Here is a 13,207-nt window from a genome sequence, read left to right as displayed (position 1 = left end):
AGACAACAAGACATCAAAACAGGGAGACTGACATGAACCTCGTAAAATCCGCCTTGCTGGCCAGCGTGATGGCCCTGCCCCTGGCGAGCGGCGCTGTTGCAGATACGCCCGCCAATGCGCTGATCGTGGCGCAGAACATCGACGATATCGTCGCCATTGACCCCGCACAGGCCTATGAGTTCACCTCGGGCGAGCTGGTGACCAACCTCTACGACCGGCTGGTGCAATATGACGCCGAGGATCCCACCGTTCTGGCGCCGGGCCTTGCCAGCGCCTGGGACATCGACGCGGAAGCCAAGACCATCCGCTTTTCCCTGCGCGATGATGCGGTGTTCCACTCGGGCAATCCGGTGCGCAGCGAGGACGTGGTGTTCTCGCTTGCCCGGGTGATCAAGCTGAACCTGACCCCCGCCTTTATTCTGGCGCAGCTGGGCTGGACGGCGGAGAATGTCGATCAGATGGTCACCGCAGATGGCAATAGCATCACCATCAAATACGAAGGCGATTTCTCACCCGCCTTTGTCATGAACGTACTGGCCGCCCGCCCCGCCTCGGTGGTGGACAAAGAGGTGGTGATGGCCAATGCCGTGGACGGCGACATGGGCAATGGCTGGCTGAATGAAAACGCCGCAGGCTCCGGCCCGTTCAAGCTGCAGGGCTACCGCCCGGCGCAGATGGTGCGGCTGGCGGCAAACCCCGCCTATTTCAAAGGCGCGCCGAAGATGGAGAGCGTCATCATCCGCCATGTGGCCGAGGCGGCGACGCAGGAACTGCTGCTGGAATCCGGCGATATCGACATGGCCCGCAACCTGACGCCCGATCAGATCCGCGGCTTTGACAGCGATACCATCAAGGTGGAGACCTACCCGCAGGCCGCGGTGCATTTCCTGTCCTTCAACCAGAAGACCGACAGTCTGACCGATCCGGCCGTCTGGGAGGCCGCGCGCTATCTGGTGGATTACAAGGGGATGACCGATACCATCATCAACGGCCAGATGGAGATCCATCAGGCGTTCTGGCCCAAGGGCTTTCCCGGCTCCTACGATGAGACCCCGTTCGGCTATGACCCGGAGCGGGCCAAGTCCATCCTCAGCGACGCGGGGATCAAATCCCCGATCACCGTCTCGCTGGATGTGATCAACGCAGCCCCCTTTACCGATATGGCGCAGTCCCTACAGGCCAGCTTTGCCGACGCCGGGATCAACTTTGAAATCCTCCCCGGCACCGGCAGCCAGGTGATCACCAAATATCGCGAGCGCAGCCATGAGGCGATGCTGCTCTACTGGGGCCCGGATTTCATGGACCCGCATTCCAACGCCAAGGCCTTTGCCTATAATTCCGACAACTCGGACGACAGCTATGCGGCGACCACCACCTGGCGCAACGCCTGGGCTGTGCCGGAGGAGATGAACGCCAAGACCAAGGCCGCCCTCACCGAGGCAGATCCTGAAAAACGGCTGGAGATGTACCGCGAATTGCAGGCCGAGGTACAGCAAAGCTCCCCCATCGTGATCATGTTCCAGGCTGCCTATCAGGTGGCGATGGACGCGGATGTCTCCGGCTATGTGAACGGTGCGACCTCTGATTTTGTTTTCTACCGTCTGGTGGAAAAGAACTGATCCCCGGCGCCCCCTGGTGCCTAGGTCTGTCCCCTGTCTGACGGGGGCTGGCCGCTCGGGGCCGGTGCTGACATGAGCCGGCCCCCTTTTTCCAATGTCGACCGCAATCAAGACGCCCCGCCCCTCACAACCGGGCGCGCGGCAGGAGCCAGATAGATGACAACGCCCCCCTATGCAGACCGGCTGAACCGGCTGCGTCACCGCATGACAGAAACCGCCACCGATCTGGTGGTGCTAGGCCCCTCCAGCCATATGATGTGGCTGTCGGGTGTGAACCCCCATGGCGACGAACGCCCGGTGATGCTGATGGTCAGCCAGAGCCATGCGGGATTTCTGATGCCGGCGCTTAATGCTGATGCCGCGCGCACGGCAACCGACCTGCCATTTCGCTGCTGGTCGGATGACGAAGGCCCGGATGCGGCCCTTGCCACGCTGCTGAGCGACTGCGATGCCACAGCAGGCGGCCTGTCGGTGGTGCTGGATGAAACCATGCGCGCCGATTTTGCCCTGCGGGTTTTGGATGCGATGGACGCGCCTAAACGGCGTTTCACCGATGATACCGTTGGCCTGCTGCGCGCGATGAAGGACGCCGCAGAATATGACGCGCTGAAGGCCGCGCATCTGTTGAATGATGCCGCCGTGACCGAAGCGTTCTCCCGTCTCGAAGAAGGCATGAGCGAGCTGGATGTGCAGGCGATCCTGCATGAATATTACAAGGCCCATGGCGCCAGCGCGGAATTCACCATCGTCGGCTTTGGGGCCAATGGCGCCTTCCCGCATCACCACACCGGTGACACAAGGCTGAGCCGCGATATGGCTGTGCTGATCGACACGGGATGCCGTCTGAATGGCTACCCCTCTGACATGACCCGCTGCGGCTGGTTCGGCACACCGGAAGCGGAATATGAGCAGGTGTTCGAAGTGGTCGAGGCCGCGGTAAAGGCAGCTGTTCAGGCGGCAAAACCCGGCGTGCGCGCCAGTGAGGTCGACCGTGCCGCCCGCGATACCATTGCCGCAGCCGGCTATGGGGCGCACTTCCTGCATCGCACCGGCCACGGGCTGGGCATCGACGTGCATGAACCGCCCTATATCACCGCGACATCGGAGGTTGAGCTGCGCGCAGGCAATGTGTTCTCGATCGAACCGGGGATTTACCTAAAGGACCGTTTTGGCGTGCGTCTGGAGGAGATCGTGATCCTGCGCGAAGATGGCGCCGAGATCCTGTCAGAGATGCCCCGCAGCATGCAGCGGCGCTGACTGATCAGGCTCCGAAAAACGGTCGGCGCCCCGGTTTCTGGTGGCGCCGATCAGACTTCGCTCTCCAGCAGCTCGTCGATCAGGGACAGCAGCTCGATTGGTTCAAAGGGTTTGGTCAGCGAAGCCGTGGCCCCAAGATCACGTGACGTGACCAACAGATTCTCCAGCCCCGGGGCTTTGGTTGCACCGGACATTGAGATAACCGGCGGGATCTTGTGGCCCTCTCGGGCACGCCCCTGCAGGAAGGCAAGCAGGATCACGCCGCCATCCGGCACCGCACGGTTGTTTTTCTTTACGATCAGATCGGCGATTACCAGATCGAAGTCATATTCATCGTATTGAGCAATGGCCTGAGTTGCGTCCGCGCAGAAGATCGGGAAATGCCCGGCCCGCTCCAGCGAGACCTGCAACAGGTCGGCAAAAACCTCGTCGTCTTCGAGAACCAGAAGATTTGCCATCGCATTCCCTTTTCAAACGGACCAGTACCACATAACTGCGCCGAAACGCCGACCGGATTGCTGATGTTTCCCATGCCGCATCGGTTTTAACGGCCAGCCCGGGATTGATCAATTGTGTCGGCTGCGACAATTCGTTTTGATTGCAACTGTTGGTCGGTTTGATCCGACATTGCGCCCGGACAGGTGGTAGCCTGACGGCATCGGACCGGCGATATCAGGCGGGCAGCATCAGGCGGGCAGAGGCAAGGCGGAGCGTTCGAGACATGATCAGACAGGTTTGGCGCGGCGTGGCCTTGCTGGCGGTTCTTGCCATAGCCCCGCCCGTGTGGTCGCAGCAGGCCCCGGAGCCGTTACGGATCGGTGTGCTGCCGATCCCGCCTTTCGCGCAGCTGGATCCTGATGGGCAGGCAAACGGGTTCCTGGTTGAGCTCGCCGAGGAGATCGCGGGCGAACTCGGCACCGGCATCACGCTGGTTCCGCTGTCCACCAGCCGCGAGTTCGTCGAGTCACAGGCCACCGGGCGAACCGATATGATCGCGGGCATTGCACAGCTGCCCGCACTGCGTGACACCAATGTGTTTTCCCGCAGCATTTCGCGTGAAACCCTGCGCCCGATGGTCCGTATCGCACAGGCGCAATCCCTCTCGACCACCTCGCTCAGCGGCAGGCGGGTGGGCATCGTGCCCCCGGCTGTCGGATCGGAGCAGCAGGCCTTTCTCGCGCGCAACACGGCCGTGGAGTTCGAGTCACCGGAGGCCGCAATCATGGCGCTGCTGTCAGAGCGGGTTGACGCCGTGCTGATCCCGGAGCCCGTCGCTTTCAACATCGCGAAACTGGCGTCCGTTGATGGCCGGGTCAGCTTCCTGAATCCGCCCTTGCGGCAGTTCGAGAGGTTCATCGCCCTGCATCAAAGCCGTGCCGACCTGCTGCCTGACATCGAAGCCGCGCTGGACCGGATCGAAGGCGACCGTCGACTAGATAATCTGCTGCGCAAGTATTTTCTGGACATTCCACTGCCCGCCCCCGAGGTGCTTCGCGTCGGCGTGCGCCACGCGCCGCCCTATCAGGTGATCGAACCGGATGGCAGCTTTTCAGGTTTTGGCGTCGAGACCCTACGCGATCTGGCAGGGCGCACCGGGCTGAGACTGGCATTCCACAGCATCAGCGACGACGACTGGCGGCGTGGGCCGCAGTCGGACACCTACGATATCCTGCCCGCCGCCAGCATCACGACCGAACGTTCTGCAAGGATGGATTTTGCCCATCCCATTCTGGCCACGGATCAATCCGTCTTTACCCGTCCGGCGGATGCCGCAGAGCTGAGGCGGCCCGAGGATTTGCAAGGGCGCCGCATCGGCCTGCGATCAGACAACGCAGCCGCGATCGCGCTGGCAACCGCCAATGGCTGGACCATCGTTGCGATGGCAGAGGCCAGGGACCTGCTGGCGGCGTTGCAGGATCGGCGGATCGACGCGGTGATCTATCAATCTGACACCCTGCCCCTGGCGGCCGCGCGATGGGGCGATCCTGAGAGTATAACCGAGGCGCTCCCCGCGCTGCTGACCACGGAACGCGCTGCCGCGCTGCGCTTTGGTCTGGGCGAAATCCGCGACAAGCTGGATCTGGCCCTGCCGCAATATCTGGTGTCCGCCGATTACGCCGAGCTGCGCCGTCAGTATTTTGAACCGGCAGTGTTCTGGACCTCGGACCGGCTTGCGCTGCTGGGCTATGGCCTTGTGGGCGGTGTTCTGGGCCTGCTGGGTATTCTTGGCACCGGCCAATTGCGCGCCCGACGCCGTACCGCCGCTGAAAAGGCCAGACAAGCCGCCGAGGTGGCCGAGATCCGCGACGAGCTGGAAACCGTGCTGAATGCCGCCACCAGCGGTATAGTCGCACTGGATCGCGACGGCCAGATCATTCGCATCAACCGCCGCGCCCGTCGCATGTTGGGGGGTGTCTCGCAACCGGTGCCATTCGCCTGGCCGCAGGATATCTATTTTCTCGACAGTGAAAGCAACACCCCGCTTGAAGACAGCGCCGACCCGATCCGCCGCGCCCGCTCAGGCCATGTGTTGACCGGCGAAACCCATCTGCTGCGCCGCCACGCCGACAGCGAGGACTATCGCTATGTCCGCGTCACAAGCGCCGTTCTGGACAATGAGGAACACGGTATCTCGCTGGTTCTGGTGATCGACGATATTTCCCGCGAAGAACGCAACCGACTGGCAAGCGAACGCAAGAATCGGCTGGATGCCCTCGGCCAGCTCACCGGCGGGATCGCCCATGATTTCAACAATCTGCTGGCCTCCATGCTCTACGCCGTGGAACTGGCGCGCAACTCCGAGACGCCGGACAGCAGGGCGCGGTTTCTCAACGTTGCAGCTGGCGCAATCGACAAGGGCCGCGCGCTCACAGCTCGGCTGCTGGCTTTTGCCAAACGTCAGCCGGGGCTTGCCATGGCCAAACCTGTCGATGAGGTTTTTGCAGATTTCGAGGAGCTGATCGGCTCCATGATCGAGGAACGGATCCAGCTCGCCTGCGATCCGGTTGACCCCGGATTGCGGGTCTATTGTGATCCGGCCCAGCTGGAAACGGCACTGATGAATCTGGTGCTGAACAGCCGGGATGCGATACTGCACAGCGGTCGCGGTGACAGGATCACCCTGACGGCCCGCGCGGTGCTCTCGACCGATGACGACCTAGACGCAGACCAGCGCGATCATGACAACAGCGCCGCACCCGGCTCAGAACCCGGCATCTATCGCTACGTGGAACTGTCGGTCACCGACAATGGCCCCGGCATGGACGAGGCAACGCTGGCCCGCTGCACCGACCCGTTCTTCACCACCAAAGGCAGCGTTGCGGGCACCGGGCTGGGCCTGTCGATGGTCTACGGCTTTGCCCGCAATGCCAATGGTGATCTCAGGATCTATTCCGAACCCGGCATCGGCACCACCGTGCAAATGATCCTGCCGCGCGGGACCGAGCAGGGCGAGCGTGAAGCGCCCGTCAGCGACGGTGCGGCGATCCGCGGCAATGGCGAGACCATTCTTCTGGCTGAGGACGAACCCGAGCTGCTGTCGATGATGAGCGGCGTGCTGGAGGAGCTTGGCTATCAGGTGCTTGCGACGTCATCGGCGCAGCAGGCGCTGGATCTGGCAGGGCGTGAGGCGTCTATTGATCTGCTGCTGACCGATGTGGTGATGCCGGGCTCCATCAGTGGTTTTGAACTGGCCCGCCGCATCCGCGCCCTGCGACCGGGCGTCCCGGTTGTCTACACGTCGGGCTACATCGGTTTCACCGCCGCCGAGATGGGCCCGGTTGAGGCCCCGCTCCTGCAGAAACCTTCGCACCCGCACGATCTGGCAGCCACCGTGGCAGCCGCACTGGGGCGGGGCGCCACCGCCTGAGTGCCCGCCCCAGCTAAGCACCACCCGGCGCTCGATCCCGACACGCATAGGTCTGTCATAAGCTGAGGCAGGCAACCACCGCTGCCTGCCTCAATGGATCGCAGTTGATCTACATTTGCCGCGCCTGATCTGGCCGCTCATGCCCGTGGCGTTGAGCTGGCGCTAGGCCCGGGCGGCGACAGCGCCCGGTTCCGGCCGCGCGGCGGCTTCTGAGGGGGCCATCGACGGGCGCACCCATCTGAGCCGCAGCGCGTTGGTCAGGACAAAAACGCTCGACAAGGCCATCGCCCCGGCGGCCAGCACCGGCGACAGAAGCGGTCCACCGAACGGGTAGAGCACCCCCGCTGCAACCGGGATCAGCAGGGTGTTATAGCCGAACGCCCAGAACAGGTTCTGACGAATGTTCTTCATGGTCCGCTGCGACAGGTTGAACGCATTCACGACCCCGGTCAGATCGCCCGACATCAGGACAACATCGGCAGCTTCGATGGCGACATCCGTGCCTGTGCCAATGGCGATGCCAACATCGGCGGCAGCCAGGGCGGGCGCGTCGTTTATCCCATCGCCGACAAAGGCCAGTTTGCCGCTCCCCATGCGCAGATCGTCCAGCGCGGCAACCTTGCCTTCGGGCAGAACCTCGGCCACCACATGATCAATCCCAAGATCCGCAGCGATCGCTTTTGCGGTGACCTCATTGTCGCCGGTGATCATCGCCACCTTCAGCCCAAGCCGGTGAAGCTCCGCGATGGCCTGCGGGGTGGTGGGCTTTACTGGGTCGGCCACTGCGATCACGGCGGCAATCTTGCCGTCGATGGCGGCAAAGAGCGGTGTTTTCCCCTTGCCCGCCAGCGCCCTGCCCTCCTCGGCGAGGGCGCCAAGTTCCACGCCGTCCCGGACCATCAGCCTGTCGGCACCAACAAGCACCTGATGCCCGTCAACCTCCGCCCTCACCCCATAGCCGGTGATGGACTGAAAGGATGTCGTTGCAGGTATCTGAAGCCCGCGCGACTGGGCGGCTTGCACGATGGCCTCGGCGATCGGGTGTTCGGAGTGCTGCTCCACTGCGGCAACCAGCGCCAGCACATCGGTTTCCTGCCGGCCCTCCGCCAGTCTCAGATCCGTAAGCGCCGGTTTCCCCGCTGTCAGCGTGCCGGTCTTGTCCAGCGCCACAACGGTGGTTTCCTGCAGCATTTGCAGCGCATCGCCCTTGCGGAACAGGACACCCAGTTCTGCGGCGCGCCCGGTGCCAACCATGATCGAGGTTGGCGTGGCCAGCCCCATCGCGCAGGGGCAGGCGATGATCAGCACCGCAACACCCGCAACCAGAGCCAGGCTCAACGCCGGATCCGGCCCGAACAGGAACCAGATCGCAACCGTCAGCGCCGCAACCGCGATGACAGCAGGGACGAACCAATGTGTGATCCGGTCCACAAGTCCCTGAATAGGCAATTTCGCACCCTGCGCCTGTTCCACCATGCGGATGATCTGGGCCAGCATGGTGTCGCTTCCGACCTTCTCGGCCCGGAACGTCAGCGCACCTGTGCCATTGACGGTCGCACCGACAACCTGCGCGCCCTCGGTCTTTTCAACCGGGACCGGTTCGCCGGTGATCATGCTTTCGTCGACATAGGAGGCCCCGCTGAGCACAACCCCGTCCACGGCGATCTTTTCCCCGGGGCGCACATGCACGGTATCGCCCGCCACGATGTCGTCGATTGGCCGTTCCACGACCCTGCCGTCACGTTCAACCCGCGCGGTTTTTGCCTGCAATCCCACAAGTTTGCGGATCGCTTCCCCGGTCCGGCCCTTGGCCCGTGCCTCCAGCAGACGACCCAGCAGGATGAGGACAACGATAACCGCCGCCGCCTCGTAATAAACATTGGCGGTGCCCGTCGGCAGGAAATCGGGCGCAAATGTGGACACCAGAGAAAACCCGAAAGCGGCCGAGGTTCCCAGCGCAACAAGCGAGTTCATATCCGGTGCCCCCTTGAACAGCGCCGGGAAGCCTTTGGTATAGAACTGCAGGCCCGGTCCGATCAGCACAATCAGGGTCAATGCAAACTGGAGGTAATAGCTGGTCTGCAACCCGATGGTAGAGGAGATCAGGTGGTGCATCCCCGGAATGACATGGCTGCCCATTTCTATGATGAACACCGGCAGGGCAAGCGCCGCGGCCAACAGGGTGCGTCGTGCCAGACTGCGGATTTCCTCCGCTTTCCGGTCCTGCTGGTCAGACATCTCCGCCGATTTCACCTGCGCCGGGTAGCCCGCTTCGGTGGCTAGGGCTGCAATTTCTGCCGGGGTGATCGCCGCCGCCGCATAGCGGATCGTGGCCGTCTCTGCCGCCAGATTGACGGATGCGGTCAGCACACCATCACCGCTCTGCAATGCCCGCTCCACACGACCGACGCAGGACGCGCAGGACATATCCGCAATCTCCAGCGTGACTTCCTCGGTTACGGCGGGATAGCCTGCCCCCGCCAGAACATCGGCCAGATCCGCAGCCGTGACTTTTGCATCATGGCTGACGCGGGCGCTTTCGCTCGCCAGATTGACGGTCGCCTCCGACACACCGGGGACGGCCGCCAGCGCACGCTCCACGCGGCCCACGCAGGAGGCGCAGTTCATGCCCGTAATTTGAAATCGGGTAGTAAGATTTTCCGTCATGACAACACCAATAAACTCTATGTTGCTGCTGATGTAGGGTCTCCAGCGACTGGAAGGTCAATACCAGAGTTGCCGTTTTTTCGCCCTGACCGGCAATACGCCCAAAGCGGCACTGGCCCGCCGGTGCAGACACCTCCCCCCCTTAACCGCACCAGCCAAGGGTCTGGCCGGAGCGGTCTGTTCTGCTGCGGACGTGTTTCGTCATCTGACACGCAGCGAGGTCTTCATACCGGCGGCCTGATGCGAAAGCATGTGACAATGCAGCAGCCAGTCGCCCGGATTATCCGCGATAAAGGCGATTTCGCGGGTTTCCTGACGTGCCATCAGCAGGGTGTCCTTCAGCGGGCCGAAACCTCCGTCTGGCAGCACCTCCTGGAAATGTGTGCCATGCAGATGGATCGCATGGGGAAAGGCGGTGTTGTTCTGGATGGGGATCCGGATGATTTCGCCTCTCTCGGCTGTCACCATCGGTTCGGCCGGCAACCCTGCCTCGCCATTGAATGTCCAGATCTGCCCGGCCGCGACCAGCTCGCGCGATGTCAGCAGTTCCCCCTTGTAACGGCCCTGGCGCAGACCGCCCATCGCGCCTCCCTCCATGACCAAAGGGACACTGCGCGCCTCTGTCAGACTGTCCAGCCGTGTGACCGGATTGTCCGGCAATGCCGCAACCGCGCCGCGCGCGGCGTCGGCATGACGGCCGCTTACGTCGATCTCCTGCAACAGATAACCGGTCTCGCCTTCATGGAGAACGATCTGGACGTTCTCACCCGGTGTCGCCGAAACATCCGCAATGATATCCAGCCGTTCCGCCGGCCCCAGAACCATGATGCCGGGATCCTCGGGGGTTTGCAGCGGCATCCCGTCGCGGGCGACAATCCTGCCGGTCACGCCACGCAGCGATACCGCCATGATCCTGTCCGTCGCCACATTGACGAGCCGCAGCCTGAGGCGCTGATTTTGCTGAACCTCAGAGACCTGCGGCGTCAAGGCGGCATGGATGAAATTGCCCAACCGCCCCGCGTGGGTCCAATCGTGCATCGCGCCGAAATCATCGGTGATCTGCGCCGTCTCGCTCAGACGCCAGTCATCAAGGACAACCACGATATCCTGGTCAATATCCGGGGCGTCGGCCTCATCGACAACCAACACGCCGTAGAGCCCCCGCGCCACCTGTTCGGTCGACTGATTGTGCGAATGATACCAATAGGTCCCCGCATCCCTCATCGGAAATTCATAGAGAAACCCATCGCCGGGCAGGACGGCATCCTGTGTCATTCCGGGCACGCCATCCATGGCATTGGGAACCCGCAGCCCATGCCAATGTACGGCTGTTGGCTGCGGCAGGCTGTTGGTCAGGCGGACCTGCAGCAGCTCGTCCTGGCGGGCACGGATGAGGGGGCCGGGCACGGTGCCATCAAACCCCCAGACCTCTGTCTCCGGGTGGTCGCCAAATTCCGGCGGCACCAGCTGCACGCGGCTTGGTCTCGCTTCAAGAAGGCGCGGCGCGGCAGCCGCAGCGCTGGTCCGGGGCCAAAGCGCCATGGCACTGGCGCCCTCCAGGAATTGTCGGCGGTTAAGGATCATACCGTCTCTCCTTCTGTCTCTGGAACTGCTGTTCGGCACGCTCATCACGCACCGGGCTGGTCATCAAGCAGGTAGGTCGCCATGGCCCTGCGGTCCGTGTCGGTCAGGAATGCGGTTCCATATAGGACAACTTCGCCCATCGTCCCGCCAAAGACGTCGCCATCCGGCATCACCCCCGTACCAAGGGCATAGGCCAGGCTGTCGACGCTCCAACCGCGTGCCAGAAGAGATGGGGGATCAATGGCAGGCGCCTTTCCTCCCCCCGGCAAGGCATCATTGCCCTTGAAACGTGCGGTGCCCGTCTTCCGCGCGCCGAGCAGATTGCGGCCCGTATGACAGGCGCCACAATGCGCGGCCCCCTCGACCAGCAGCCGACCACGTGACCAGAGATCATCCTTTCCGGCGACCGGATCTGTCCGCGGCGGTTCAAGAAACGCCAGACGCCAGATCTTCAGCCCCCATCGCTGGTCGAAGGGAAACGCCATTTCCGGCGGCCTCGATGGCTGCGCCACCGGTGGTACGGTCTGAAATGCCGCCCAGAGATCGGCAATATCCTGATCGGTGAAATTACCGTAGAACGGGTAGGGAAACGCCGGATAATAGGGCTGCCCCTCCGGAGACACGCCTTGGCGAACAGCCTTGGCAAAGGCGCCAATCGTCCAGCTGCCCAGCCCATGATCGCGATCCGACGTGAGGTTGGGCGCGTAGAGATCCCCGAACGGCGTTTCGATCTTCGCCCCACCCGCAAGCGCTGCGCCACCGTTGGAAAAATCTGTATGGCACGCGATACATCCCGACGCCCTTGCCAGATAGGCTCCGCGGGCGACGTCGCCGTCCAGATCAAGCGCACTCGGCCTCGTGCCGATCGGCCAGGCCGCCACCGCGGCAAGCCCGGCCGACACCGTCACCGAGGCGGCAAGGAGATAACGGAACATATGTCTCCCCCTCTCACTCTTTACGAAAACGGGTGTGACAGGCCGAACAGGTTTGGCTCAGCATGGTGAAGACAGCACCGGCAGGCATCTGCTGCAGGGCCTCGGCGCTTCGTGGTCCCCCCATCATCTGACCGCCCATCATGCCTCCTGCTCCCATCGCAGTGGCCCCCATCATCGCCCCGCTCGACATCATTCCCGTCCCCTCGGCACCGGCCATCATCAAGCCGTTCTCGGCTGCCAGGGCCAGACCTTCGGAATAGGTCTCCAATTGCAGCGCAAGATCGGCAAACCCCTCCCAATCGGCCCAAATCTCGGGTTTGGCATCTGAGGGATGCCCGTCGGTTCCCTTGGGAAACAGCCCCGTCAGGACCTCCCCTGCGTGGGTCTGAATTGTCTGCGCCTCTTCGCGAACCACCGCAGCATCATAGGGCGTCTGCCCCTGCATCATCGGCGCCAGCAGCTTCATGCTGGCTTTCATGGCATCCATGCCATCCATTCGTTCTTTTACAACGCCTGTGGCGCCGCTATGCGCATAGGCAGCCACGGAAATGAGCGACGCCAATGCAGCGCCGGTAAGCAGTTTGGAACATGTCATCTTGTTTTCCCGATTGAGGTCCAGAATGCGCGTCACATGCGCAGGATCAGTCTTCAGGACCGGCCACGCGGCGGCGGTGGTTCAAACCCGGTGATGGCCAGCGGTCGCAGCAGCATCAACGGCAGATCAGGACGAAAGTTCCGCGGATCGGGCTGCATCGACGGCCAGCTGCCCAACAGAACCGCAACCCCACCACAAAGCGAGCTGCCATGACAATGATCCGCAGGGCGGCTACCCGCCACATCTTGATCCATGTCCTGAACCGAGACCGCGATCTGCGCCTCCCCGCCGGCACCATGGGCCTCTGCCCGATTTGCCGACAGGACGAGCGTCGCAATCAGCAGGCAGGCTGCCACCAGCACGGAGCCGATTGCCGATCTGGCCCCGGTTGCAACTCCGGCTCCGGTTTCTACTCTGGAAAAGAGGCACAAGGCTCCGTTCACCCCATTGTCGCGGCCAGGTTCAGCGGCTGAAACAAAGATGCCCGCCCCCGCCGTTGCGGTCAAGCGTTCGGGCGGCGGGGATTTCCGCGCTGATGTGTACCGCTTTGGTTTGGCGCGCCTCGTTTCATGACTGGTATGATGGCTGTAGGCGCTGGGGCGTTATTTTACTTCGGTAGTGCATCCAGTGCCTGTGCCTGAACGCGAAGAGCCCCGCCGGAGCGAGGTTTAAGGTTGTGATA

9 protein-coding genes are annotated in these 13,207 nt (G+C 62.8%); 3 read left to right on the top strand and 6 right to left on the bottom strand.

Translation table 11 applies throughout. From position 1 onward, the window contains the following. The first annotated feature begins 32 nt into the window (after window positions 1–32). Together VWZ87_RS18225 and VWZ87_RS18220 are read left to right on the top strand one after the other, a co-directional pair. Window positions 33–1,619, top strand: a complete 1,587-nt coding sequence (locus VWZ87_RS18225) for an ABC transporter substrate-binding protein (protein WP_416536558.1) — start codon at window positions 33–35, stop codon at window positions 1,617–1,619. A gap of 156 nt (window positions 1,620–1,775) precedes the next feature. Further along, window positions 1,776–2,876, top strand: a complete 1,101-nt coding sequence (locus VWZ87_RS18220; RefSeq protein ID WP_416536557.1) for a M24 family metallopeptidase — start codon at window positions 1,776–1,778, stop codon at window positions 2,874–2,876. A 50-nt stretch (window positions 2,877–2,926) separates the two neighbouring features. Here the strand turns inward: VWZ87_RS18220 and VWZ87_RS18215 are convergent, their stop codons facing one another. Further along, window positions 2,927–3,334 (bottom strand): response regulator transcription factor, encoded by a 408-nt coding sequence (locus VWZ87_RS18215; RefSeq protein WP_340547494.1) that lies wholly within the window; start codon window positions 3,332–3,334, stop codon window positions 2,927–2,929. 263 nt (window positions 3,335–3,597) lie between these two features. Between VWZ87_RS18215 and VWZ87_RS18210 the strand changes: the two genes are divergently transcribed. Next, a complete protein-coding gene (locus VWZ87_RS18210) occupies window positions 3,598–6,744 on the top strand; it encodes a transporter substrate-binding domain-containing protein (protein ID WP_416536556.1) in 3,147 nt (1,048 codons plus the stop codon). A gap of 162 nt (window positions 6,745–6,906) precedes the next feature. Here the strand turns inward: VWZ87_RS18210 and VWZ87_RS18205 are convergent, their stop codons facing one another. The 5 genes from VWZ87_RS18205 to VWZ87_RS18185 all read right to left on the bottom strand — a co-directional run bounded on the left by VWZ87_RS18205 (window position 6,907) and on the right by VWZ87_RS18185 (window position 12,968). Then, entirely contained in the window at window positions 6,907–9,411 is a 2,505-nt protein-coding gene (locus VWZ87_RS18205) for a heavy metal translocating P-type ATPase (protein ID WP_416536555.1), read from the bottom strand. A 201-nt stretch (window positions 9,412–9,612) separates the two neighbouring features. After that, window positions 9,613–10,995 carry a multicopper oxidase family protein gene (locus tag VWZ87_RS18200; protein ID WP_416536554.1) on the bottom strand — a complete coding sequence of 461 codons (1,383 nt, stop codon included), beginning with the start codon at window positions 10,993–10,995 and terminating at the stop codon, window positions 9,613–9,615. Between the two features lie 44 nt (window positions 10,996–11,039). Continuing rightward, on the bottom strand, window positions 11,040–11,930 hold the full coding sequence (locus VWZ87_RS18195; protein ID WP_416536553.1) for a c-type cytochrome: 891 nt from the start codon (window positions 11,928–11,930) through the stop codon (window positions 11,040–11,042). Window positions 11,931–11,943: 13 nt separating this feature from the next. After that, window positions 11,944–12,525, bottom strand: coding sequence for a c-type cytochrome (locus VWZ87_RS18190; protein ID WP_416536552.1), 582 nt, complete (start codon window positions 12,523–12,525; stop codon window positions 11,944–11,946). 53 nt (window positions 12,526–12,578) lie between these two features. After that, entirely contained in the window at window positions 12,579–12,968 is a 390-nt protein-coding gene (locus tag VWZ87_RS18185; protein ID WP_416536551.1) for a hypothetical protein, read from the bottom strand. Between the last annotated feature and the right edge of the window lie 239 nt (window positions 12,969–13,207).

Origin of the sequence: Phaeobacter sp. JH20_37 (assembly GCF_048056015.1) — a bacterium.
Classification (GTDB): Bacteria; Pseudomonadota; Alphaproteobacteria; order Rhodobacterales; family Rhodobacteraceae; genus Phaeobacter; species Phaeobacter bryozoorum.
Note: the sequence above shows the minus strand (reverse complement) of the source record. Positions and strands in the feature narration are given on the sequence as shown.